Source organism: Staphylococcus sp. HMSC34C02 (genome assembly GCF_001838705.1).
In the GTDB taxonomy this organism is placed as follows: domain Bacteria; phylum Bacillota; class Bacilli; order Staphylococcales; family Staphylococcaceae; genus Staphylococcus; species Staphylococcus borealis.
Genome location: NZ_KV838578.1, coordinates 1 through 23,061 on the forward strand (window position 1 = coordinate 1; position 23,061 = coordinate 23,061).

The 23,061-nt window shown below is 31.7% G+C and carries 21 protein-coding genes, 1 tRNA gene and 1 pseudogene; 6 read left to right on the plus strand and 17 right to left on the minus strand.

The window, feature by feature from the left end:
* Position 1 precedes the first annotated feature (1 nt).
* From HMPREF3239_RS05720 to hemE, 5 genes are all read right to left on the minus strand, one after another.
* Positions 2–75, minus strand: a tRNA-Met gene (locus tag HMPREF3239_RS05720).
* 394 nt (positions 76–469) lie between these two features.
* Complete coding sequence (locus HMPREF3239_RS05725; protein WP_070855014.1) at positions 470–1,030, minus strand: RBBP9/YdeN family alpha/beta hydrolase; 561 nt, start codon at positions 1,028–1,030, stop codon at positions 470–472.
* A gap of 96 nt (positions 1,031–1,126) precedes the next feature.
* Positions 1,127–2,521 carry a protoporphyrinogen oxidase gene (hemY, locus tag HMPREF3239_RS05730; protein ID WP_070855015.1) on the minus strand — a complete coding sequence of 465 codons (1,395 nt, stop codon included), beginning with the start codon at positions 2,519–2,521 and terminating at the stop codon, positions 1,127–1,129.
* A gap of 18 nt (positions 2,522–2,539) precedes the next feature.
* Entirely contained in the window at positions 2,540–3,463 is a 924-nt protein-coding gene (hemH, locus tag HMPREF3239_RS05735; protein ID WP_053030584.1) for a ferrochelatase, read from the minus strand.
* Positions 3,464–3,502: 39 nt separating this feature from the next.
* The gene (gene hemE, locus HMPREF3239_RS05740; protein WP_070855016.1) at positions 3,503–4,537 is read right to left on the minus strand and encodes a uroporphyrinogen decarboxylase; all 1,035 of its coding nucleotides are present in this window, start codon (positions 4,535–4,537) and stop codon (positions 3,503–3,505) included.
* Between the two features lie 287 nt (positions 4,538–4,824).
* On the opposite strand from hemE, the gene HMPREF3239_RS05745 reads away from it, so the two are divergent.
* Positions 4,825–5,325: a signal transduction protein TRAP gene (locus HMPREF3239_RS05745; RefSeq protein WP_070855017.1), complete on the plus strand. Its 501-nt coding sequence runs from the start codon at positions 4,825–4,827 to the stop codon at positions 5,323–5,325.
* A 64-nt stretch (positions 5,326–5,389) separates the two neighbouring features.
* On the opposite strand, the gene HMPREF3239_RS05750 is transcribed toward HMPREF3239_RS05745, so the two are convergent.
* Positions 5,390–6,613 carry an ABC transporter permease EcsB gene (locus HMPREF3239_RS05750; protein WP_070855018.1) on the minus strand — a complete coding sequence of 408 codons (1,224 nt, stop codon included), beginning with the start codon at positions 6,611–6,613 and terminating at the stop codon, positions 5,390–5,392.
* Positions 6,606–7,346, minus strand: coding sequence for an ABC transporter ATP-binding protein EcsA (locus tag HMPREF3239_RS05755; protein ID WP_053030592.1), 741 nt, complete (start codon positions 7,344–7,346; stop codon positions 6,606–6,608). Before HMPREF3239_RS05755 ends, HMPREF3239_RS05750 begins: the two co-directional genes overlap by 8 nt.
* 130 nt (positions 7,347–7,476) lie before the next feature.
* On the opposite strand from HMPREF3239_RS05755, the gene HMPREF3239_RS05760 reads away from it, so the two are divergent.
* The 4 genes from HMPREF3239_RS05760 to HMPREF3239_RS05775 all read left to right on the plus strand — a co-directional run bounded on the left by HMPREF3239_RS05760 (position 7,477) and on the right by HMPREF3239_RS05775 (position 10,266).
* Positions 7,477–7,902, plus strand: a complete 426-nt coding sequence (locus HMPREF3239_RS05760; RefSeq protein WP_070855019.1) for an HIT family protein — start codon at positions 7,477–7,479, stop codon at positions 7,900–7,902.
* Between the two features lie 143 nt (positions 7,903–8,045).
* Positions 8,046–8,420, plus strand: a complete 375-nt coding sequence (locus HMPREF3239_RS05765) for a YtxH domain-containing protein (protein ID WP_053030596.1) — start codon at positions 8,046–8,048, stop codon at positions 8,418–8,420.
* Between the two features lie 142 nt (positions 8,421–8,562).
* Positions 8,563–9,120, plus strand: coding sequence for a DUF3267 domain-containing protein (locus HMPREF3239_RS05770; RefSeq protein ID WP_053030599.1), 558 nt, complete (start codon positions 8,563–8,565; stop codon positions 9,118–9,120).
* Between the two features lie 171 nt (positions 9,121–9,291).
* Positions 9,292–10,266, plus strand: a complete 975-nt coding sequence (locus tag HMPREF3239_RS05775; RefSeq protein ID WP_070855020.1) for a peptidylprolyl isomerase PrsA — start codon at positions 9,292–9,294, stop codon at positions 10,264–10,266.
* Positions 10,267–10,428: 162 nt separating this feature from the next.
* On the opposite strand, the gene yhaM is transcribed toward HMPREF3239_RS05775, so the two are convergent.
* From yhaM to HMPREF3239_RS05815, 8 genes are all read right to left on the minus strand, one after another.
* Positions 10,429–11,370, minus strand: a complete 942-nt coding sequence (gene yhaM / locus HMPREF3239_RS05780; RefSeq protein ID WP_053030604.1) for a 3'-5' exoribonuclease YhaM — start codon at positions 11,368–11,370, stop codon at positions 10,429–10,431.
* The gene (locus HMPREF3239_RS05785; RefSeq protein WP_070855021.1) at positions 11,367–14,303 is read right to left on the minus strand and encodes an AAA family ATPase; all 2,937 of its coding nucleotides are present in this window, start codon (positions 14,301–14,303) and stop codon (positions 11,367–11,369) included. Before HMPREF3239_RS05785 ends, yhaM begins: the two co-directional genes overlap by 4 nt.
* Positions 14,293–15,489, minus strand: a complete 1,197-nt coding sequence (locus HMPREF3239_RS05790; RefSeq protein ID WP_070855022.1) for a metallophosphoesterase family protein — start codon at positions 15,487–15,489, stop codon at positions 14,293–14,295. The genes HMPREF3239_RS05785 and HMPREF3239_RS05790 overlap by 11 nt, the downstream gene beginning before the upstream one ends.
* 265 nt (positions 15,490–15,754) lie before the next feature.
* A complete protein-coding gene (locus tag HMPREF3239_RS05795) occupies positions 15,755–16,099 on the minus strand; it encodes a YlbF/YmcA family competence regulator (protein ID WP_011275418.1) in 345 nt (114 codons plus the stop codon).
* 69 nt (positions 16,100–16,168) lie between these two features.
* Entirely contained in the window at positions 16,169–17,299 is a 1,131-nt protein-coding gene (locus HMPREF3239_RS05800; RefSeq protein WP_070855023.1) for a DUF445 domain-containing protein, read from the minus strand.
* Between the two features lie 297 nt (positions 17,300–17,596).
* Positions 17,597–18,061: an XRE family transcriptional regulator XdrA gene (locus tag HMPREF3239_RS05805; protein ID WP_053030612.1), complete on the minus strand. Its 465-nt coding sequence runs from the start codon at positions 18,059–18,061 to the stop codon at positions 17,597–17,599.
* A 231-nt stretch (positions 18,062–18,292) separates the two neighbouring features.
* Positions 18,293–18,916: a response regulator gene (locus HMPREF3239_RS05810; RefSeq protein ID WP_053030614.1), complete on the minus strand. Its 624-nt coding sequence runs from the start codon at positions 18,914–18,916 to the stop codon at positions 18,293–18,295.
* Between the two features lie 22 nt (positions 18,917–18,938).
* Complete coding sequence (locus HMPREF3239_RS05815; protein WP_070855024.1) at positions 18,939–20,048, minus strand: GAF domain-containing sensor histidine kinase; 1,110 nt, start codon at positions 20,046–20,048, stop codon at positions 18,939–18,941.
* Between the two features lie 188 nt (positions 20,049–20,236).
* Between HMPREF3239_RS05815 and HMPREF3239_RS05820 the strand changes: the two genes are divergently transcribed.
* Entirely contained in the window at positions 20,237–21,061 is an 825-nt protein-coding gene (locus HMPREF3239_RS05820; RefSeq protein ID WP_053030617.1) for an RluA family pseudouridine synthase, read from the plus strand.
* On the opposite strand, the pseudogene HMPREF3239_RS12535 reads toward HMPREF3239_RS05820, so the two are convergent.
* Together HMPREF3239_RS12535 and fumC are read right to left on the minus strand one after the other, a co-directional pair.
* Positions 21,062–21,154 (minus strand): annotated as a pseudogene (locus HMPREF3239_RS12535) (IS200/IS605 family transposase); the annotation flags it as partial.
* A gap of 375 nt (positions 21,155–21,529) precedes the next feature.
* Entirely contained in the window at positions 21,530–22,915 is a 1,386-nt protein-coding gene (fumC, locus tag HMPREF3239_RS05825) for a class II fumarate hydratase (protein ID WP_070855025.1), read from the minus strand.
* Positions 22,916–23,061: the final 146 nt, after the last annotated feature.

The following is a 23,061-nucleotide window of genomic DNA, read 5'->3' on the forward strand; positions in this document are numbered from 1 at the left end:
ATTGCGGGAGGCGGATTTGAACCACCGACCTTCGGGTTATGAGCCCGACGAGCTACCGAACTGCTCCATCCCGCGCTAATATTATTTACGTCTCAAAAATCAGTACTTATTAAGTATATCATTTAACATCATTGAATGTCAATAACTTTTTAAAATAAATTTTACATTTAATTCATTGAATCTTCATATTAAAATGCGATAATTAATTAATGGTCATCGCCTTTCGAATACTTTATTAGTATATATAGTATTATTAACTTAGTCAATAACAATTCTAAAGTAATTTGTGTAAAAAAACGCTACATTTAAAATATTTTAATTTAAGATACGAATTGGATATTTAATTATTGAATGAATGGTTTAAATAAATGTGATTTTGGGTTTTAAAATCATAAAGTAGAGAGTAGCCACTCCCTACTTTCTTTAAATTTAATTATTTAAACATTTTTATTATAAATGACACTAACACTTATCTCGTCATGTAATGTTGCATTTTTTCTTGTAATTCAGTGAAGGAAACAAAACCCTCTTCTTCTAAAAAGTGCCCTCCTTCATCAACAATTTTAGTTTTGCCACCCAATTCATTAATTAGATTTTGTGTTTCTAAATATGACACATAGGCATCGTCTCTTGAAGCAAGTCCGTAAAAATGCTTCACTTTTGATTTAACGTCATCATAATCGATACTAAAATCCCCTACTTTAATGGAATCGTCAATTTTCACCGCATCTTCTTTAAACCCTGCAATACTGAAAAAGCCTTCAAAGCAGCCATCAACTGATAGGCCTTCAATATATTTTAAAGTAGCTATTGAGCCATATCCATGTGTTACAAAATAAGTATCTGTAGTCAAAATATCAATTTGTTGATGTAATTCATGAACCCAGTTGTCTATGTCATCATTTTTATTTTCATCTAAATGAAATAATTGAACATCGTAACCTTCTAATTCTAAGTTGTGTTGTAACCATGCATACCAATGGTTATGCGAATCCCCTATCTGTGAATGAACGATAACTACATTAGTCATTAACGTATGTCCTCCTTAAAATATTAAATTAGGTTAATTGATATAACAAAACACTTTTAAAGAGGTGCCCTGACCTCTAAAAAAATGTTTAAAACATTATATTTCATCCAATAATTCTTCTACGGTGTTTTTACCTTGTTGAATACAGTCTGGTAGACCAACCGCTTCAAAAGGTGCACCAGTAATTCTAAGTGCTGGATAAGTCTGTTTAACATGTTGTTGAATTTTACGAATTTGACTCATATGTCCAATATGATATTGTGGCATACTTTTAGTCAAACGATTGACAATTGTAAATTCAGGATCGCCTTTAAAGGTCATCATTTTATTTAAATCGCGACGTGCGATTGTTGCTATTTCTTCATCTGTGTGATCTTCAACGACAGTATCACCTGGTTTACCTACATACGCTCTAATCAATACTTTACCTTTAGGCGTAGTGAAAGGCCATTTTTTAGTAGTCCAAGTACATGCTGTAATATCCGTCTTACTCGTTCTAGCAATAACAAAACCTGTACCATTATATGTGTTTTCAATATCCTTTTCATCGAATGCAAATACCACTGTTGCAACTGAAGTAGAATCCATTTGATTAAAGTATTTAAATGCTTCGTCATGATTAAACCATTTCATAAATGTTTGATGCGGCGTTGTAATTAAAACCCCATCAAATTGTTCACTACCTTGATCAGTCACAATCTCATAATTATCTTTATTAATATGGATATCATTGACAGGTGATTGATATCGAATCGTAACGCCTTTACTTTCTATATTCTTAGCTAACGCTTCAATAAATGAACTTAAACCATGTCGAAACTGCTTAAACTGGCCTTTAGGTGCGCCAGGGTATAATTGACGTTGCTTAATACGCTGAGCCTTTTCATGTTGCATACCTTTAATTAAACTGCCATGTGTTTCTTCTTGTTCTTTGAAATTAGGAAATGTACTCATCAAACTTAATCGATCGATATCCGTACCATATATCCCCCCCATAAGAGGCTCTATTAAATTCTCAAGTATTTCATTTCCTAATCGTCTTCTAAAGAATTCCCCAACAGATATATCATCATCAATTTGTATAGGTGGTATAACTAAATCAAGTCCGGCTCTTAGCTTACCTAATGGCGATATGAGTTTCGTTTTGAGAAACGGTTTAATATCAGTCGGAATTCCCATGATTGACCCACCTGGTATGGGATACAATTTATTTTTAGCGAAAATATAAGATTGGCCTGTCTCATTCGTAATCAAATCATCTCCAAGACCAATATCTTTAGCTATGTCAGTCATAATCGTTTTACGTCCAAGATATGATTCAGGACCAAGTTCAATTGTATAACCTTCATTACGATACGTTTGTATCTTTCCACCAGGTCGATTAGTTGCTTCAAAAATGGTTACATCTACATCTGGTTTATAATGTTTTAAATAATATGCACTTGCAAGTCCAGTTATACCTGCACCAATGATTGCCACTTTTTTACTCACAATGAGTCCCTTCCTTTATTAAAAAACTGTTTTGATTTCATCCACTATTGCATGGATAAATAATGGATCCGTATTAGGCATTTTTGGACGATAATAATTTGCACCTATCTCATCACATACGACTTTACATTCATAGTCATTATCATACAATACTTCCAAATGTTCACATACAAATCCTACTGGTGTATAAATAAAATGTTTATAGTGATGGTCATTGTACAATGCTCTAGTTAAATCTTGCACGTCCGGTCCTAACCAAGGTGTTCCAGTATTCCCCTCGGATTGCCAGCCTTGAGCAACGTGTTTAATATTCGAAGCTACTTGTAATCGGTTCATTGTATCCTTTAATTCATTAGGATATGGATCATTATTTTTCTCAATTAAACCTTTAGGCAAACTGTGTGCAGAAACAACCAAGATGGTCTCATCGTGTTCATCTTGTGGGATTTGTGCTAACGTTTCATTAATTTTATTTGTCCAATACTCGATGAATTTAGGTTGGTGATAATAATGTTCAACATGGTGTAGCTTAATGCCATACTTATCTGCTTCCTCTTTAGCACGTTTATTATATGAACCAACTGAGAAGCTAGAGTAATGTGGTGCCAACACTACAGTTACTGCTTCTTCAATACCGTCATTGTGCATTTTTTCAACAGCTTCTTCAATATATGGAGAAATATGTTTCAATCCTAAATACAATTGAAATTCAACATCTTCATATGATTCATTTAACGCATGCTTCAATGCTTCAGCTTGTCGATCAGTTGTGCCAGCTAAAGGAGAAAGTCCTCCTATAAATTCATAACGATCTTTTAGATCTTGTAACTCTTCTTCAGTTGGTCTCTTACCATGTCTTATATCTGTGTAATATGGTTCAATATCGCTTTCTTTATATGGTGTCCCATATGCCATAACTAATAAGCCTATTGTCTTAGTCATTAAATAAAACCTTCCTTAATCTTTTTTGAATTCTATGTGTTATTTACTTGTATAATCATGAACAAATTGGGTTACACGTTTTAATATTTCTGGTTTAACTTCAGGGAAAACACCATGTCCTAAATTAAAAATGTGTTTCCCTCTCTCCATACCTTCGTCGAGAATAGCACGGATTCTCTTTTCTAATACATCCCAAGGCGCAAGTAAAAGTGATGGATCTAAATTACCTTGTAGCGTTTTATTGACGCCCATATTTGTCGCTGTCGTAATAGAGGTACGCCAATCTAACCCTAATACATCGATTGATAAGTCATTCCATTCATTAATAAGATGACTTGCTCCTACCCCAAACATAATGATAGGTACATCAAATTGCGCTTTTATGCCATTGATTAACTTATGCATAGACGGTTTAATGTAATAATGATAATCCTCGATATTTAATGCGCCTACCCATGAATCAAAGATTTGAATAAGTTCTGCACCTGCTTCAATTTGAGCTACTACGTAATCAATTGAAACTTGTACAAGATGGTCCATTAAGGCAAACCAAGTTGCTTCATCCCCATACATCATTGCTTTCGTAAAATTATAATTTTTTGAAGGACCACCCTCAATCATATAAGATGCCAACGTAAATGGTGCACCTGTAAAGCCAATTAGAGGTACGTTCAACTTCTCCTGTGTTAGCAATTGAATCGTTTCAAGTACATATGGTACATCTCTTTTGGGATCAATTTGCGTAAGTTTTTCAACATCAGATACAGATTTAATTGGATTGCTGATGACTGGCCCAATGCCTGATTTGATGTCAACATCCACACCAATTGGTTTCAAAGGTGTCATGATATCTTTATATAAAACCGCTGCGTCAGTATTATAATTATCTACTGGTAATTGCGTTACATAAGCACATAATTCAGGTTGGTGAGTAATGTCAAACAATGCGTATTTTTCTTTTAATTTTCGATATTCTGGTTGTGATCGGCCGGCTTGGCGCATAAACCATACAGGTGTATGAGATGTTTTTTCACCTTTTATTGTTTGTAAAATTGTCTTATTTTTATTATGCACCTTATAGTCCTCCTAAATTAAAATCATTCTTATCTATAATATCATATGCTAATATAATTATCGTTTATGCACACTTAAATGTCATAAAAAAGACAAAGCATAAATGTACATTTCAATTCATTAAATTTTAATAATTTATTAATCTTAATTATAGTATATTTAAGCATTTAAAAATATCCCTCAAACAGACTAATTCGTTTTCAAAATTTTTTAAATATTGCATTCATTTAGTATAGCTAGACTTCTGATTTAATCGTATAATATAAGCAACAAAGGAGGTATGAGTCATGAACATATATACAACATATGGGACTTATGGTTACTTAAATCAAATTAGAACTAAAAATACTGATAGAAATCTGTTTTTATTTTCGACAGATGATTCTTCAGTCATTATTGAAGAAACAGATGACAAATCTATTTTAAAACATCCGACGGTTTATACGACGGTTAAAGCAATTAACGATTTAGATCAAACACATTTTTATTCGGCAATATTTATTCCATCATCTGATGATCACGTACATCAGTTAGAAAAACGTATTGCAAATTTAGAATTGAATTTTGATAACGTTGCTGAGTTTAAGAGCTATCGCTTTTTAAAACCTGTACAAGGAACCACTTATAAGGTTTATTTTGGCTTCGCTAACCGACAAACATACGAAGACTTTAAAGAAACTGACACGTTTAAGGACTATTTTTCAAAAGATGCCTTAAGACATTATTTCGGTTCGAGCAGTCAACATTCAAGTTATTTCGAAAGATATTTATACCCAATTAAAGATTAGTAAATCAAAAAGTTGCCTTTTAACTAGTAACATTTGAATATGTGCTAGTTAAAGGCAACTTTTATTAATCTTTGAGCAGTGATTCTTGATATTGTAATTTTTTAATTGTACTTCTAATCGTTAACCACCCTACTATAAAGAAGATAAGTGCAAAAAAGAAATACTGCGGATAAATACTAATAAATGTAATTGAAAAAATAAGCCCTATGATTAACATTAGTCGATATAAAAACTTTTCGTACCCTTTTATCACTTCAACATCTGACACTGGCCAAACTTGAGGCCATAATCCATAGGCTTGTTGTGTATAAAATTGGGACATTTGTAATAATGTTATATACATGAATAAACATCCAATAATCGCAGAAACGATTGGGAAAGATAACCAAATCATTAATACTAATGCAATCATAATTAAACGCAGAATAATACTAAATGCATCTCTTCCACGAACAAAACTTCGAGTAAAAAGGTAAAGATACATATTTTTCGAATTAAATTTACGACCTTTAGGTGTTGGTAATAAAACATCTAAATATCTACGTCGAACTGCTGTTTCTTTTAAGTGCTTAACATCTGTGAACATATTTACAAATTTATAGTAATTCGTATGATGTCTTTCTTCTATGCTAATCATTCGCTCCCAAGGATATAAATTTGAATGGTTAACTTTAGGAAGTAGAAACGTTGCACTTAATAAAATAAGTGTAAAGACGATTCCCCAATACATTTGATAGCCTAGGACTAAATCAAAGGTTACTAAATTAAATAGAAATAGAATGATACTGATGCTCCAACTTGATTTTCTGATTTGATACCATTGCCATCTCAATTTCAACCCTAGCCAAGGATGGATTAAAGTTAAAATACTAAAAATAATATAAGGTGTTAGTACATGATCATCTAATTTAGAAAATAGTGGGAACAAGATAATGAGTAATACGACTTGAATAGCAATTCTATTAAAATAACTATATCGTAAACTCAACTTCATATAGTCCTTCATGTGTGTTTCAAACGGAAGTAAAAATATTCTATCTGCATCTTTCAAAAATGTTCGTATCGGAAAGATAGATGTCAAGGCTAACAATACGCTCGCACACAATGCATAATCAATATCGTTAGGAATATGTTGTAACCATTGACCATATCCTAATATAAACGCTCCTAATAAAATTAAAAGAAACACTGAAAAATGACCATTGAAAATAAACTTATTATAATAGCTTTTTTCTTTTCGAATTGCATCTAATCTCGTTCTAAATAAAGACGTAGCTGATTTATCCATCTGCTTGACCACCTTGTGTGACATGTATATAGATGTCATCAAGTGTGCGACCATGTAAACCAGTTTGTTCGCGAAGTTCCTCTAAATCTCCGAATGCAACCACTTTCCCTTTATCTAAAATGATAAAGCGATCACAATATCGTTCTGCAGTTGCTAAAATATGAGTACTCATCAAAACCGTACGCCCTTCGTTTTTCTTTTCAACCATCAAATCTAACATTGATTGAATCCCTAGTGGATCGAGACCTAAAAATGGTTCATCTATAATATATAATTCCGGATTCACTATAAAAGCACAGATTATCATTACCTTTTGCTTCATTCCTTTAGAGAAGTGGCTTGGGAATACTTTCAACTCATTCTCTAATCGAAAGGTTTTAAGTAATGGACGTGCACGTTTCATTGCTTCTTCTTCACTTATTTGATAAGCCATTGCTGTCATGGCGATATGCTCTTCCAATGTTAATTCTTCATATATGATGGGTGACTCAGGAATATAAGATAACTTCTTGCGATACACTTCGATATCATCGGTAATCTCAGTATTTGAGATAGAAAGTTTACCTTCTGTTGGCGTTAGTAAGCCTAACATATGTTTAATGGTTGTACTCTTACCTGCACCATTTAATCCAATTAAACCAACAATTTCTCCTGCTTTTAATTCAAAATTTATATCTTCAATAACAGGACGTTTTCCGTAACCTCCTGTCAAATGTTCAACTTTGACTGTCATATGGCACCTCCATGACTATCATTGTACCAAAATTAGCTTTTAACTACTAAAATTACAATTACTTCATTAACGAAATTTTTAATGAGTAATGCTATAATAAGCTATAAATACGTAAAAGGAGTGCATTCAAATGGCTGAAACAGTATTTAGTAAAATTTTATCTGGAGAAATTCCAAGCTTCAAAGTTTATGAAGATGAATTTGTTTATGCATTTTTAGATATTTCTCAAGTAACTAAAGGACATACCTTACTTATTCCTAAAAAAGCATCACCTAATATCTTTGAAACAGATGAAGAGACAATGGCAAATATTGGTGCAGCCTTACCTAAAGTCGCTAACGCAATTAAAAAAGCCTTCAACCCTGATGGTTTAAATATCATTCAAAACAATGGTGAATTTGCAGATCAATCTGTATTCCACATTCATTTTCATTTCCTACCACGTTACGAAAATGATATCGACGGCTTCGGCTATCATTGGGAAACGCATGAAAATGAAATCAATGATGAACAAAAACAAGCTATCGCTAATCAAATCAAAGCTCAATTTGAATAATTCTGCATATTGAATGTCATTTTAGGGTAATATACAATTAAAATTAGCTTGTCGACATATGTTTGATATAGAAATAGAAATTGTTATGATTTCACTATTCTATTATTATCCGATAACGACATAACAAGTGAGGAGAATAAAACATGAAAGTATCACGCGTATTATTTGGTATTACTGTGGGAGTGGCATCTGGAATCGCTGTTTCTTGGTTAAACCGTGATGATCAAAGTGTAAAAAACAACACAATTGATGCGAAAGAACCTACTGGATCTCGTTCTGAACTAGAACGTGAGATAGCATCACTTAAACGTAATTTTTATAATATTATAGATTATGCGAAACAAGTTAAGAATGATGGTGTCTCTTATGGTAGTGACATTGGTGATGAATTTAAAACACTCATTGGTGATTTTAAATCTGATATTAATCCAAACATTGAAAAACTACAATCTCACATTGAGAACTTACAAAACCGTGGCGAAGAAATAAGTAATACTTTTTCTAAAGATAATAAATAATTTACGAAATTAGAGTGGTGTGATATTCATTTTGAATTAACACCACTCCTTTTATATTTATAGCAAATTGGACTTGACTGTTTACATTGATAGTTAGATAATACGTAGCGTATATAATTAAGACCTATTAAGAGGTGTCCTTATGTTCCTATGTAAACGTCAAATTGACATTCATGCACGGTTTGGTGTGCCAAGAATCGCATTTTTAAGTTTTACGATTACTATCATCGCGTTTTTAATAAGTTATGAAATCATGTACTATTTTGTAAATACACCTTTATCAGATCGCCATTTTGTGATTTTATTAGTATTTGCTGTATTGATGTACCCTATTCATAAATCAATCCACCTGCTCTTTTTCTTGCCTTATATGAATTCATTTAGAATTCATAAATTAAATAAGAAGCGGTGGTTACCTTATTTCAACACTTATGTAAGCACGCCAGTCCATAAACTATATTTTTGTATTAACTTGATTTTACCTTTCGTATTAATCACTTTCATTTTAATTGTATTAACGATGCATTTCCCACAATATGGCCACTATTTTATGTTTTTATTGGCTTTAAATTTTGGCATATCTGTAATGGATTTTTTATATCTTAAAATTATTATTTTTTCAAATGAAGGTCATTTTATCGAGGAACATCAAACAGGTATTAATATTTTAAATAAAGTGCCCTACCAATCATTTCATTAAAACAAACCATATCGAACTTAAAGCATGTCGCATGTTTCAGGTTCGATATTTTTTAATGCTTAAGTCCGATTAAATCTCGTACTTTAGCAGTATCTCGCCTATTTCTAATTGGTGATGCTTTCATAATATGTTATAGTAACTTTGTTATTAATGTAAAAGGAGCTATCAACCATGAAAATTATGAATAAATTAATTGTTCCAGTAACTGCAAGTGCTTTACTTTTAGGTGCTTGTGGATCAAATGCAACAGATTCTGAAAGTAATACATTAATCTCTTCCAAAGCTGGAGATGTAAAAGTGAAAGATGTAATGAATAAAATTGGTGATGAACAAATTGCAAGTACATCATTTAGCATTGCATTAAATAAAATTTTAGAAGATAAATACAAGGATAAAGTCGATACAAAAGATATCGAGGATGAAATAAAAAAAGAGCAAAAACAGTATGGTGGTAAAGATCAATTTGAAAGCATGCTTAAACAACAAGGTATGACTTTAAATGATTATAAAGAGCAGAAAAAACTTGCTGCTTACCAAAAACAATTACTTGCTGATAAAGTTAAAGTGTCTGATAAAGAAATCAAAGATAACACTAAAAAAGCTTCTCACATTTTAATTAAAGTGAAATCAAATAGTGATGATAAAGAAGGTTTATCAGATAAAAAAGCAAAAGAAAAAGCTGAGAAAATCCAAAAAGAAGTTGAAAAAAATCCAGAAAAATTCGGAGAAATTGCTAAAAAAGAATCTATGGACGCTTCAAGTTCCAAGAAAAATGGTTCTTTAGGTTATGTTGTCAAAGGACAAATGGTAAGCAAATTTGAAAAAGCTTTATTCAAATTAAAAGAAGGTCAAGTTTCAGATGTAGTTAAAACCGACTACGGTTACCATATTATTAAAGCTGATAAAGAAAACGACTTTGATAAACAAAAATCTAAATTGAAAGCTAAACTAATAGAACAAAAAGTACAAAAAGATCCAGAAATTTTAACTGATGCTTATAAAGATTTATTAAAAGAATATGATGTTGATTATAAAGATAGTGATATTAAAAAAGCAGTAGAAAACACTATCCTAAATCCTGATAAACTTAAACAACAACAATCATCTTCAGATAGTTCTTCATCAGCATCAAGCTTATCTTCATAATTTTCAAAGATACTAATTAGAAAAGAAAGCGCAAGTTAGACCACATCATGAAGTCTAGCTTGCGCCCTTTTTTATTTAGTCATAACAATTTATAAAATAAGCGCTTTTACTTTCCATCGTAAATTGACTTTACATAATGGATAAAGTAAAAACGCTTTTTTATTAATCTAATTTTTCTGGATTGTAAAACTGTCGATTTTCCATACCAAAAATACGTTCGGTAAATTGACCTTTATCTGTTTTCTTAAATGCTTTTTCAAACATATTCATCTTCGCGTCAATATTATCAATAAAGAATAATATTTCTGCTTCTTTTAAGTGTGGTAACTTAGGTGAACCAAATTCCATTTTACCATGATGGGCTAAAATCATATGTCGAAGTAACATGACTTCTTCACCATCAATGCCTAGTTCTTTAGCTGCGTCCGCAACTTCATCACTCGCTATCGAAATATGACCTAGTAAATTACCTTCAACCGTATACGTTGTTGCTACAGGTCCACTTAGTTCCCTTACTTTACCTAAATCATGTAAAATAATTGAACTATATAATAAGCTACGATTTAACAATGGATAAATATCACATAATGATTTAGCTATTTCTAACATGGTTAGTACGTGATAACTCAATCCGCTTGCAAAATTGTGATGATGTGAGCTTGCCGCTGGATACGTAAAGAATTTATCTTGGTACTTTTTCAATAAATGACGTGTGATACGCTGTAAGTTAGCATTTTCAATATCTAAAATATAGTGTGAAATGTTCTCTTGGATTTCGTCAGGTGTCAAAGGTGCACCATCTACAAAATCTTGTGTCTTTAAGCCATCTTCAGGTTTCGCTAATCTAAACTGATTGACTTTCATTTGTTTACGACCTCGATAGTTAATGACATCGCCTTTAACCCAAACAATCGTCTCTGGTTTAAGTATTTGCATATCTTCTTTACTCACTGTCCATAATTTGGCTTCAATGTCACCACTTTTATCTTGTAAGAATAATGTCATATAATCTTTTCCTTGAGCAGTAACACCTTGTGTAGCTCTATGGATTAAGAAGAAATTATCAACCGAATCTCCTGGATTTAGCTTTTCTACATTTCTCATCGTTTTCCGCCTTCCTCTACTTTATTTAATATGAGCATCTCTTTAGAAGGAATTGCAGTATCTTTCATACAAGTGAAGTACAATACTTGATAGTCTTTAGCTAATTCTCTTAAATAGTTTAACATCATTGATTTTCTTTGTTTATCAAAATGAACAAATGCATCGTCAATAATAATTGGGAATGGATAATATGGTCTTAATATCTTAATCAAACTAATTCTAAGTGCAATATATAATAATTCTTTCGTTGATTGACTTAGTTCAAGTGGGTGATACATTTGACCATTATGATGTTTAACCATTATTGTGTCATTTTCGTAGGTAATCAAATTATAATTACCTTGTGTGAGTGACGTGAAAATATTAACAGCTTCATTGATCACTTGTGGTAAACGTTTGTCCTTGATTTGCTTAATATGTTCATTAATAAGTGCTTCTAGATAACTTAAACTTGCCCAATCTTTAGCTAAATCATTCATTCTATTTTTTAAGTTATAGTATTCGTGTCTTAACTTAGATAATGTTTTGTCTGTTTCCATATAATTAATTTGAGCAGTCAAGTCACTGACTTCTGTTTGTTTATCCAAATATTGGTCATTATAGTCATCTACTTGTTTCGCAAGCGTAGCGTCTTCTTCTTCTAATTGTGCAGTTGTCTTTTCACTTAAATCTGAACTATCTTCATATGAGAAATCTTGGTTCTCAAGATATAATGTTAAATCATTAAATCTAGCTAATTGTTGATGATAAAGTTGATATTGCTCATACGATTGATAGTATGCCTCTTCACTTGAAACATCGATATAGTTAAATAATGTATCAATTGTATGCTCATTTTCTTCAAGTTGTTCTTTCAATTGTTTTAATTCATTACTTAATAACTCGATTTGATTTTTAAGTTGTTCTTTTTTCTCTCTTTTACTTTCATAATTAGAAATCCAATTTTTTAAATCCGTAAATAATGAAGCTTTATTGAATGGACTAATTTCATGTTCAGTATATTCATTCGCAGTTTGATAAAATTGATCCAATTTTTGATTTACTTCTTGATATTGATGCTTTAATTTATTGCGATAACTATCATTTGATTTCAGTTGATTCATTGTTTTGAAACTATCAAGCAATAGATCATCTGTCATGTTATTCGACAATTTCAAATTGGCTTTAACTTCATCTAATTGATGCTTAAGCGTATTGATTTGTTCTTCTGTGTTTTGTAGTAAACTTTCTTGATGATTTAATTTATTTGCTAAGACGCTCTTATTATTACTTGCGTTACTCCAACGCTCGCGAAGTTGAAATTGTTGATCTAAATCGAAGTTTAAATCATATTCAGATTCTAAATGATTAATTTGTTGTTCCAAATCATTTATTTCTTCACTAATTGATTCACTATAATCAATTTCCTTCGTTCTTACTAAGAAAATACCAATAATAAATACGACTGTTAAAATCGCAAAGATAATACCAAATATAAGGTTCTGCGTTACAAATGAGAAAATGGTTAAACCTAATCCGATAACTGAAAGCACTATAAAACTTAGTCTTAACCACCAATTTCTTTGTTGTTTTCTTTCTTTATCGGAATTAAATGTATCTTTGAGTTTGTTATACAGGTTTTCTTTTTCGTGTAGTTCTAGTTTTTGTTGATTATATTGTTTTTTCTTATCTAAAGCGTCTTCAGAGACTAATTCTTTTTCTAAATGATCAATTTCTTGTGTCAGTGCATTTTGCTCGATTTGATTTTCATCAATGGATCTTTCGATTTGTTGTTTCAATACGTTTTGTTCATTACGCGCTTTAATTGTTTCGCTAACATAGTTTTTCTTGGCATCTGATGTGTCAGTATCGTGATGAACTTCTTGCCAACCAATGCTGGATTTCAAATCTGCTTCTTGACGTTCATAATCATCAATTTCTTGTTCGAGTGCAGAAGATTTCAGTTCAGCCTGTTGAATTTCATTTTCGTCACGTGTTAAATCATAAATATGTTTCGCAGTAGTTTCATTTGAAACTGCAATTGCATTATATTCATGCTCTAATTGCTTTAATTTCTCTTCACGCAAGCTTATATCTCTAGTTAAAGATTGTTTGTAATTTGAAGCTGTTTCATAGCGTTCAATCCCCTTCTCAGGAAAACGCAATGGCTCGATATTTAATCTCTGTTCTAGATCTTTCCATTCTTGGGCTTGCTCATGTATAGCGAGTTGCTTCTGTTTACTTTCATGCATTTTAGATAATTGGTTTAAATTTGCTTTTAAATGTTGCAAATGACGTTGTGACTTATCTCTATCATCTACTAAACGATGATACTCATCCACCTTCGCCTCTTCTTCTCTAATTTGCGCTTCTAACTGTTTCAATTCCTCTAGTTGTTGATTTAGTATTGGATTTTTACCCGCTTTTTTATACAACGTTGTTTTCTTTTGACTAACCATTTTATTCATCATCGTAAATTCTGATGAACCGAGTGCGCCAGCTTCAAGTAAATAACTTTGTAATTGATCTTCATCTAAATTACGGTGAATATCTTGTAATCCAAGCACATTGAATGAGAAGATACCTTGATACGTTTTTTTAGAGATATAGTTTAATTTTTTCTTGAGCCATGCTTCATCACGAATTAAGCCATTTTCTAAATAAATTTTCACATCACCTGAAACGCTACCTTTAACCCGCTCAACAACAATTTCTGATTGGTCATCTAGAATAAGCGTCAGTTTACCCCCATACTGATTTCCCATACGAGGTTCTAATCGAGGCTCTTTCTCTTTTTTAGAAGGGAAGCCAAATAAAATGGAATGGATGAAAGCTTGAATCGTTGATTTACCCGCTTCATTCTCTCCAAAAATCTCAGTAAATTCACGATTAAATTCAATCTTACGATGTACAAATTGTCCATAACCATAGATTTCTAAAGATTTAATGATCATCACTTTCACCTCTCATATCTGCTTTTAAAATATTTTCAGCACGATTAACCAGTTCAACCTTATCAAAATCAGTATAGTCTTCTAGATATTTAGAAGCTCTAGGATTTAAATACAATTCTGTCATTGCTGTTTCAAATACTTTATTATCTTTAATTAAATCAGCTGAAAATTCCCTGACAAGAGGTGTTTCATCCATTTGGATATAATTAAATGTTAGCGATTCTATCATTACAAAATGGTGTTCATTCTCTTCGTAATCGTCAATCATTTCCTTAATCTGACTAATATCATGAGAAGATAATGGTTTATCACTATCTAAATTAACGGTTAATCTATAAAATGCTTTTCCATTAGAACGAACGCTTTCTTTGAATGATTGAATTGCTTCATAAATCCCTTGTTTAGAAACTTTATCTGTGTTGATTGTTGCTTCTTCAAATCGAATTTGCTGCGTTGGAATAAATGTTGCATTTAATCTTAAATGATCACCCTCAACTAATAAACATCCTTTAGGCCCTTGTTCCCCAAAGTGACGTCCTTGAATGTTACCCGGATAATGTATTGGGGGCATGTCGCTTAATTCTTTTCTTTCATGAATATGACCTAACGCCCAATAATGATATAATTTCTGATTTAAATCTTCCAAAATAAATTCAGTGTATCGATCTTTAGTTGACGATTTACTGTATGTACCATGCAGCATGCCAATATGGATTCCTTTTTTACCTTGACTTGATGGAAATTCATCAATCTTATTCTCATAACTTGTATCGTGTTGATAACTAAAACCATGGATAAAAATGGTTTCTCCATCTTTAGTAATAGCTTGATAAGTTTCTAATCTATTAGAGAATACTGAAACATTATTCGGCCAATCGTTCGTAATTTTTTCAGTTAATGGGTCATGATTACCATGACTTACATACACAAAAATTTGCTCTTTTTCTAATCGTTTAAATTGTTCTTTCAAAAATACTTCAGCACGCAATGTGCGATTCTCACTATCAAATAAGTCTCCAACGATGAGAACAAAATCAACTTCTTCTTTCAATGCAGTATCGACAATCTTCTTAAAGCTTTCATACGCACTGTTTTGAACATCTTCAAAAATGGATGGCGCCAAATGACTTTTAGATTTAAAGGGGCTGTCGAGATGCAAATCCGCACAGTGAATAAATTTTATCATTGATATTAGCTCCTTAATAGCATGTTCATATATCTTTATGTATTCCTATATTTTACCATAACTTGATTACTTGGGTCGAAGAACTTATGTATTAAAAAAAGGGAGCAGGACAGAATTCTTTTGAATTCGTCGTCCCACCCCCGCAAGGATGACTAGAACTGAGAAAAGCTTGATTTAAGCGCCTTTTCAGTTCAGTCAGCTACTGCGAATTTGCTAAGTAGCATCATTATATTATTTATGTCCCAGACTGCTCAAATACTAACAATTAGTCAGCATAAATTTCATCTAAAGGTTTAACAATAATTTGGTTAATTTCTTGGAATACTTGGCTCATTTTTTGCTCAGCTTGCATTAATTCAGAAATATTTTCATCTTTTTCAATAGCTTGAGCTTGTTCTTGAGCTTTTGCTAAATCTTCTTCAGGAATTTCTTCACCTTGCATTTGTTTTTGTTGGAAACTTAATTGTGTTTCGCGGAATTCATCAAATAATTTTTTTGATTCTTCGTTATCTTTAACTTTAGAAAAAGCGTCTTTAATAGCTTTATACTCATCGCTATCTCTTAATGCTTGTTCTAGTTGATTTGCATAATCATATAAATTTACTGCCATATCTGTTTGCACTCCTTAGTGTAAAGTAATTTTTGACAACTCTTAATAACCATAACATATTATTTATAATTAGACAAAAATTGCGACTAAACCTTGGAAAAATCCAATGATACCACCTAAAATAAAACCTAATGACATAATCAGTTTTAACTCTTTATTCGCAATTTCAATGATTAATTTTTCAATGTAATCTAAATCGAATGTATTAATTTGATCTTCAACCATTTGGCGTAAATTAATTTTAGTCATAATGGTTGAAAGGTGATTGGATGCCTGTTTAATAATTAAATCAGTCATTGTACTTGCTACCCCAGCTTGAAGATGATCAATTAACGTTGGTGCCAAATTCTTTAATGGCATATCCACTTTTTGATTTAATTGTAAATTCGTAGTAATTAAGTGCACGACTGACTCAGTAATATGAGTGAATTGCTCTTCCTTTACAACTTGGCCTAAAGGCTGAGATTTAAGTGTTTCATATTCATCTCGAATCACTTTATCAATAATCACTTTAGCTTTTGGATGTCTGGTCAAACGTATTAATTCATGTTGAATTCGATCAGCAATACTTTCTTTTGTCATAAACATTTGTAATAACCCGACGATTTTACCTTTTTCAGTGAAGAAGGTATCTAACATGTCATAAATATCTCTCGCACCTTTATCTGATGAAAGATAATGACGTGCACGTTCTCTAATTAAATCACCCGCTTGTTCTAACTTCTCATCTGCCATGCTGATCACTTCTGCCGGCAATATTTCATTAATTGAGGTATCTTGTTTATCATAATAATATGAATTTAATTTATTTAATACTACGCGATTCATCTTATTATTAATTAGATCATCTATATCAAAATTAAATTGATGTGCAAACTTTCGAATAGTTGCATCATCTTTTCTTAAATTGGATAGTTGCTTACTAACTAAATCATTGATTGCATCACGCGTTTGAGGTTCGTTTAACTTATGCTTAATAACAGACTCCGTAATTAAATGTTCCTCTATCACTTGCCCTATTTTAGTAGCAATCTCTTCTCTTCTTTTTGGGATCAACCCTGGTGTAAAGGGTACACGCATTTTAAATAGATAGTATGGTTTAAAGGGATGAAATAACATCCTAATCGCAATAACGTTTGTTACGCCACCAATAACAGCCCCTACTACCACCATGAATAGGATAACTAAAAAAGCCTGCATCTTAATTTCTCCTTAAAATTATTGTTACAATATGATGATTATATCACTTTGTAATTGATGATTCCTTTAATTTACACTTCATTTAAATAGATTATGGTGTTACAAAAAGAAAATTAAAAACGAGCCATGATATCAATATCACAGGCTCGCCTTAAAATTAGCAATCAGAACAAACTTAAGTTAAATTTGGACTTGCTGGTTATTTTAGATTTATAAATAAAATATTACTCGGAAGTGATTAAATCGATGAAGATTCTTCTATCACTTTCATACTGAATAATAATAATTTAACTATAATTAAACGTGCATTAATTCTTCTTTCGCATTTCTATTGAAGTATGTTTCAGCTTCTCTTAATTTTGAAGTACCAAAGATGGGTTGTTTTTCAGAATTTAACACTCTATAGATATTACTTACTTTATTACTTTGTAAAATGAAGCCGTTACGCGTTTCAATTGTATTCCAATAAATATCACTTGTTGTTGAATGATTTGGATATGCACAATGATTACGAGAAATAGTTTGTACAATTTCCAAAGGATCGCAACCGAATGTATTATTTAGTACATCTGAATCTCTAAATAATGCACAAATTGATACACATGTCGTCCAGTTCGGTAACACACGTTCTTTCTCAATTTGAACTAATGTTTTTTTTGAAAGGCCAATTGTTTGAGCCATTGTATCTTGCGTATAGCCCGCTTCAATACGAACCATTTTAAATTTTGTTTGAATTAAATCTGTGAAACTCTGTCTATCCATATTTTATTCTCTACCTTTCTAATAGGGGTTAATTTATCCGGACACAAGAAATTGCAATAATACACATTTCTTGAAACACAAATTACATCTTAATATATTTTCAATAAAATGAAAAGAGGAATTTTTGTTTTTGTAGACAATTTTATTAATGCCAAAATTATCAAAATAATTAAATTAATCGATTTTCGAACTTATTTGTCATATTTAACCACATTTATATGGCATATGATTTTATACAAGTCGATTTTCAATTGCATAAATTGCTGCTTGAGTACGATCAGTCACATTTAATTTGTTAAAAATATGACTCACATGTGTTTTGATTGTTTTTTCTGACACGAACAAAGTATTTGCGATTTCTTTATTTGTTTTACCTTTAACCATTTCTGCTAATACTTCTATTTCGCGTTTAGACAGCTTATTCGTGTTATGTGGTTTTGATGAAACTGTATCTAACACACTTTGAGCATCTGGATGAATAATACGTTTGTCATTCAATACGTCATGTATTGTTTCTATCAATTTTTGAGGTTCAACATCTTTCATTTCATATCCATCAGCTCCCTTATTAATTGCCGATATAACATGTTCATCATCCACATAACTCGTTAATACCAACACTTTAATATCTGGATAGTGTTGTTTCACATACTCTGTCACCTCAATACCATTCATTTCAGGCATAACCAAATCTAGTAGTATAATATCTGGTATATCATGTTCATTTAAATAATTAATTAGAGATTGACCATCTGCTAAACTAGCTAATACTTCTAAATCATTTACAGTTGACAATAGAAACTCAAGTCCTTGTCTTACAATATGATGGTCGTCAATTAGTATGACTGTTGCCACAATGATGACTCCTTTCACCTATTTATAAAGGGATACTGAATCGTAATGTTGTTCCTTTATTTAGCTTTGAATCTATTTTAAACTGCCCGTTTAATGCATAAATACGTTGATTTATATTTCTTAAACCTTGTGATGATTTATTGATTTCTTTATTCATGTCGAAACCAACACCATCATCTTCTACAGAAATCATCAACCGTTCTTTTTCTTGTTTTAAAATAATATGTATTGCATTGGTTTGAGCATGCTTTTTAGTATTGTTAATACATTCTTGTAAAATTCTATAAACGTGTTCTTCTATGATGTTAGATAAGTCAATCAATCCATCAACATCGATAGTTACATTTATATTTAGAATTTGGGCATATTGCTTTAACGCGTGTACTAACCCATGCTCAAGCCCTACTGGTTTGAGTTGCCAAATTAATGAACGCATTTCATTAACAGCACTTTGACTTGTTTCTTCAATCGTCTTAAAGGCTTTTTTTGCCATTTCATCAGTTGTTATATCATGTGCTGCATGGGCTGTTAATTTTAAAGAAAATAATAGTTGGTTAACTGAATCATGTAAATCTCTTGCTAAACGATTTCGCTCATTTATTCTAGCCGCCTCTTTTTCTTGATCCGTTAAATATATACGTTTAATGGCAGAACCTATTTGTAAAGCTACAGATTCTAATAAAGCTAAATCCTCTTCACTATAATGTGTTGTATAAGGTGATGCAACATTAAGTAACCCATATTGTTCCGTTCCAGACCGTAATGGCACTGTTGCATGATGGGTGACACCTTCTGTTTCTGCTTTATATGTTTGATTCGCTATATTTATTCTAGAACAGTTAATAATATTAGATGCTGTTGTTAAACGACCATGATGATATGCAGTTACGCACCAACAAGACCCTTCTTTCATATAACGACAATGATTTCTTTTTAATGAACCTGGAAGATCGACATCAGCTACGATTTCATGTTCTCCATCATCATCTATAAAGAATATCCATCCAGTCGTAAAGTTGCTTCCTTTGATTAAATAATTTAGAGCGCCATGCATCATATCATATAATTCCGTTTCTTCATTGAGATATTCTGCTATCTCTTTTAATAATGCTAAACGTGTCGGTTTTTCCATCAAATCGCTCCAATTACTCAAATTTGCATTAGTATTATTATACAGTGAGATTTAAATTTTTAAAAACATAAAAATATTTAAGTTACATATCGTTCTACGTAATGGTGATTTTCATATAAATATGTTTAAGTACATCAATAGCAACTGAAGATATGATATGATTAATGCGAATGCTATAGGAGGAAATTATGAAGTTTAAAATACCTGAGAATTATAATCAAAATACATTGAGAGAAATCTTTCAATCATTGAAATTACCTAAAAAAGATTTACACCAATTAAATATGTCAAAAGAAATAACGATTAATCATCAGCCCGCTAAATTAACAGACAAAGTGGTTACTGGTGATGACGTTTTTATCCCTACTCCTGAAGAAAAAAGTAATTATTTACCTAGTTATCGTTATGCACAAATTAGTTATGAAGATGATGATTTAGCTATTGTAATGAAACCTAAAGGTGTTAAGACACACCCAAATGATTTAAAAGAAAGTAATACGCTAATGAATCACGTTATTTACACCCTAGATAGTGATTATGTAGAACCTATCCATCGCTTAGACCAAGAAACAGTTGGTTTACTTATTGTGGCGAAGAACCCTTTAATGAAAAAAATTCTAGATCGTATGTTAGAAGAAAATGAAATTACTAGAATATATAAGGCGAATGTTAAATCTTTGTTACCTATTAAACCTCAAACGATTGATAGTCCTATAGGTAAAGATAAATTCCATCCTAATAAACGTCGCATTTCAAACACTGGTCAACGCGCAATTACACATATTCTATCTTCTAAAATGATAAAAGAAGGCGTATGCCAATTAGATATTAAATTAGATACTGGTCGTACGCATCAAATTCGAGTTCATTTAGCCGAAATTGGTCACCCTGTAATTGGAGATCCTTTATATGGCGATTCAACATTACGTCAGTTAGAACTTAATAGTCATAAAATTGAATTTAAACATCCATTAACTCAAGCACTCATCTCCGTTAGCCTAGATGATGAATAAAAAAATCACTTGTCTTATATATTTTGGTGCAAAGACGATGTGATACTTACAATTTCATTTTATATGTGCTAAACTGTTTGTGTCGGATGACATTAAATAGCATCTCCTCGTGTTGAATATTTGGTTGGCTGACCAATATATATTCTAGCACGTAGAGATGCATTTTTTTAGATAACGGTGAAACTTTTTCTGGGGAGTGGGACAAAAATAATATAATGAAGCTATTTAGCAAATTCGCAGTAGCTGACTGAACTGAGAAGACGCTTAAATCGAGCTTTTCTCAGTTCTAGTCATCCTTGCGGGCGGGGCCCCAACAAAGAGAATTTCATCAAGAAATTCTACAAGCTAAGCAAGCTGGGAGTGGACGACGAATTTAAAAGAATTCTGTCCCACTCCCTTCTTTATACAATGAGAGTAACTGTCAATATCAGTCGACAGTTACTCCCTTATTTATTTTATGCGTTTTAATTAATGTGGATCTACCATATCTTCAGGTTTAATCCATTCTTTAAATTGTTCTTCTGTAACATGTCCAGATTGGATAGCAGATTCTTTTAAAGTTAATCCTTCTTTATGTGCTTTTTTAGCAATTTGAGCAGCTTTTTCATAACCAATATGAGGGTTTAAAGCAGTTACTAACATTAATGATTGATTTAAATAATTATTAATGTTTTCTTCAATTGGTTCAATGCCTATCGCACAGTTATCATTGAATGTTTGCATACCATCTGCAAGTAAGTAAATTGATTGTAATGTGTTATGAAGTATTACTGGTTTAAAGACATTTAATTCAAAATTACCTTGTGAACTTGCAATACCAACTGTAGTGTCATTACCCATAACTTGAACTGCAACCATTGTAAGCATTTCGCATTGTGTTGGATTTACTTTACCAGGCATAATTGATGATCCTGGTTCATTTTCAGGAATTGAAATTTCTGCAAGTCCCGCTCTCGGACCAGACGCTAACCATCTAATATCATTTGCGATTTTCATCAAGTCTGCTGCTAACGCTTTTAACGTACCATGTAATTGAACAACTTCATCATGAGATGTCAATGCATGGAATTTATTGTCAGATGATACAAAGTTATATCCAGTATTATCTGAGATAAATTTAGCAACCTTATTACCAAATTCTGGATGCGCATTAATACCTGTACCAACAGCAGTTCCACCGATAGCTAAGCTTAAGATATGTTTTTTTGATTCTGCTAGTAATTCTTCACATTTATCTAACATATAACGCCAGCCACTGATTTCTTGTCCTAATTTAATTGGTGTCGCATCTTGTAAATGTGTTCTACCAATCTTAATAATTGATTGATACTTATCCTCTTTTTCTTTAAAAGTATCACGAAGATGTTTTAAAGCGGGTTCAAGTTTAGTTTCAACTTCATGATATAACGCAACATGCATTGCTGTTGGGAATGTATCATTTGAACTTTGAGATTTATTCACATCATCATTAGGATGAATTGATTCGTCAATACCTTGTTCTTTTAAATATTTATTTGCTACAAAGCTAACAACTTCATTAACGTTCATATTACTTTGAGTACCGCTTCCTGTTTGCCAAACAACAAGTGGGAAATGTTCATCTAATTCCCCTTTTAAGATTAAATCACAAGCGTAAACGATGGCATCTTTTTTAGCATCACTTAATTTTCCTAATTCATGATTGGCTAATGCTGCACCTCTTTTTAATTGGGCAAATCCATAAACCACTTCAATTGGCATACGTTCTTTACCCACTGGAAAGTTTCGTTTACTTCTCTCCGTTTGAGCACCCCAATATTTATCTCCAGGTACTTCAATTTCTCCGAATGTATCGTGTTCAATTCTTACTGACATGCGAAAATCTCCCCTTATACAATTATTTAACCATAGTATAGCATTATTTAAATTAAAGGGGCAACGCATTATTAAAGCGGTTTCAACAAATTAAATTCAAGCTCAAATTAAAAAATAACGGTTAGAATATGGATGCATTATTCTAA

What these genes read in the sequence shown, in the direction of transcription:
- HMPREF3239_RS05725 (WP_070855014.1), bottom strand. Translation starts at nt 1,030, where the DNA reads ATGACTAATGTAGTTATCGTTCATTCACAGATAGGGGATTCGCATAAC.
- hemH (WP_053030584.1), bottom strand. Translation starts at nt 3,463, where the DNA reads ATGACTAAGACAATAGGCTTATTAGTTATGGCATATGGGACACCATAT.
- HMPREF3239_RS05745 (WP_070855017.1), top strand. Translation starts at nt 4,825, where the DNA reads ATGAACATATATACAACATATGGGACTTATGGTTACTTAAATCAAATT.
- HMPREF3239_RS05750 (WP_070855018.1), bottom strand. Translation starts at nt 6,613, where the DNA reads ATGGATAAATCAGCTACGTCTTTATTTAGAACGAGATTAGATGCAATT.
- HMPREF3239_RS05755 (WP_053030592.1), bottom strand. Translation starts at nt 7,346, where the DNA reads ATGACAGTCAAAGTTGAACATTTGACAGGAGGTTACGGAAAACGTCCT.
- HMPREF3239_RS05760 (WP_070855019.1), top strand. Translation starts at nt 7,477, where the DNA reads ATGGCTGAAACAGTATTTAGTAAAATTTTATCTGGAGAAATTCCAAGC.
- HMPREF3239_RS05765 (WP_053030596.1), top strand. Translation starts at nt 8,046, where the DNA reads ATGAAAGTATCACGCGTATTATTTGGTATTACTGTGGGAGTGGCATCT.
- HMPREF3239_RS05770 (WP_053030599.1), top strand. Translation starts at nt 8,563, where the DNA reads ATGTTCCTATGTAAACGTCAAATTGACATTCATGCACGGTTTGGTGTG.
- HMPREF3239_RS05775 (WP_070855020.1), top strand. Translation starts at nt 9,292, where the DNA reads ATGAAAATTATGAATAAATTAATTGTTCCAGTAACTGCAAGTGCTTTA.
- yhaM (WP_053030604.1), bottom strand. Translation starts at nt 11,370, where the DNA reads ATGAGAAATGTAGAAAAGCTAAATCCAGGAGATTCGGTTGATAATTTC.
- HMPREF3239_RS05785 (WP_070855021.1), bottom strand. Translation starts at nt 14,303, where the DNA reads ATGATCATTAAATCTTTAGAAATCTATGGTTATGGACAATTTGTACAT.
- HMPREF3239_RS05790 (WP_070855022.1), bottom strand. Translation starts at nt 15,489, where the DNA reads ATGATAAAATTTATTCACTGTGCGGATTTGCATCTCGACAGCCCCTTT.
- HMPREF3239_RS05795 (WP_011275418.1), bottom strand. Translation starts at nt 16,099, where the DNA reads ATGGCAGTAAATTTATATGATTATGCAAATCAACTAGAACAAGCATTA.
- HMPREF3239_RS05800 (WP_070855023.1), bottom strand. Translation starts at nt 17,299, where the DNA reads ATGCAGGCTTTTTTAGTTATCCTATTCATGGTGGTAGTAGGGGCTGTT.
- HMPREF3239_RS05805 (WP_053030612.1), bottom strand. Translation starts at nt 18,061, where the DNA reads ATGGATAGACAGAGTTTCACAGATTTAATTCAAACAAAATTTAAAATG.
- HMPREF3239_RS05815 (WP_070855024.1), bottom strand. Translation starts at nt 20,048, where the DNA reads ATGGAAAAACCGACACGTTTAGCATTATTAAAAGAGATAGCAGAATAT.
- HMPREF3239_RS05820 (WP_053030617.1), top strand. Translation starts at nt 20,237, where the DNA reads ATGAAGTTTAAAATACCTGAGAATTATAATCAAAATACATTGAGAGAA.
- fumC (WP_070855025.1), bottom strand. Translation starts at nt 22,915, where the DNA reads ATGTCAGTAAGAATTGAACACGATACATTCGGAGAAATTGAAGTACCT.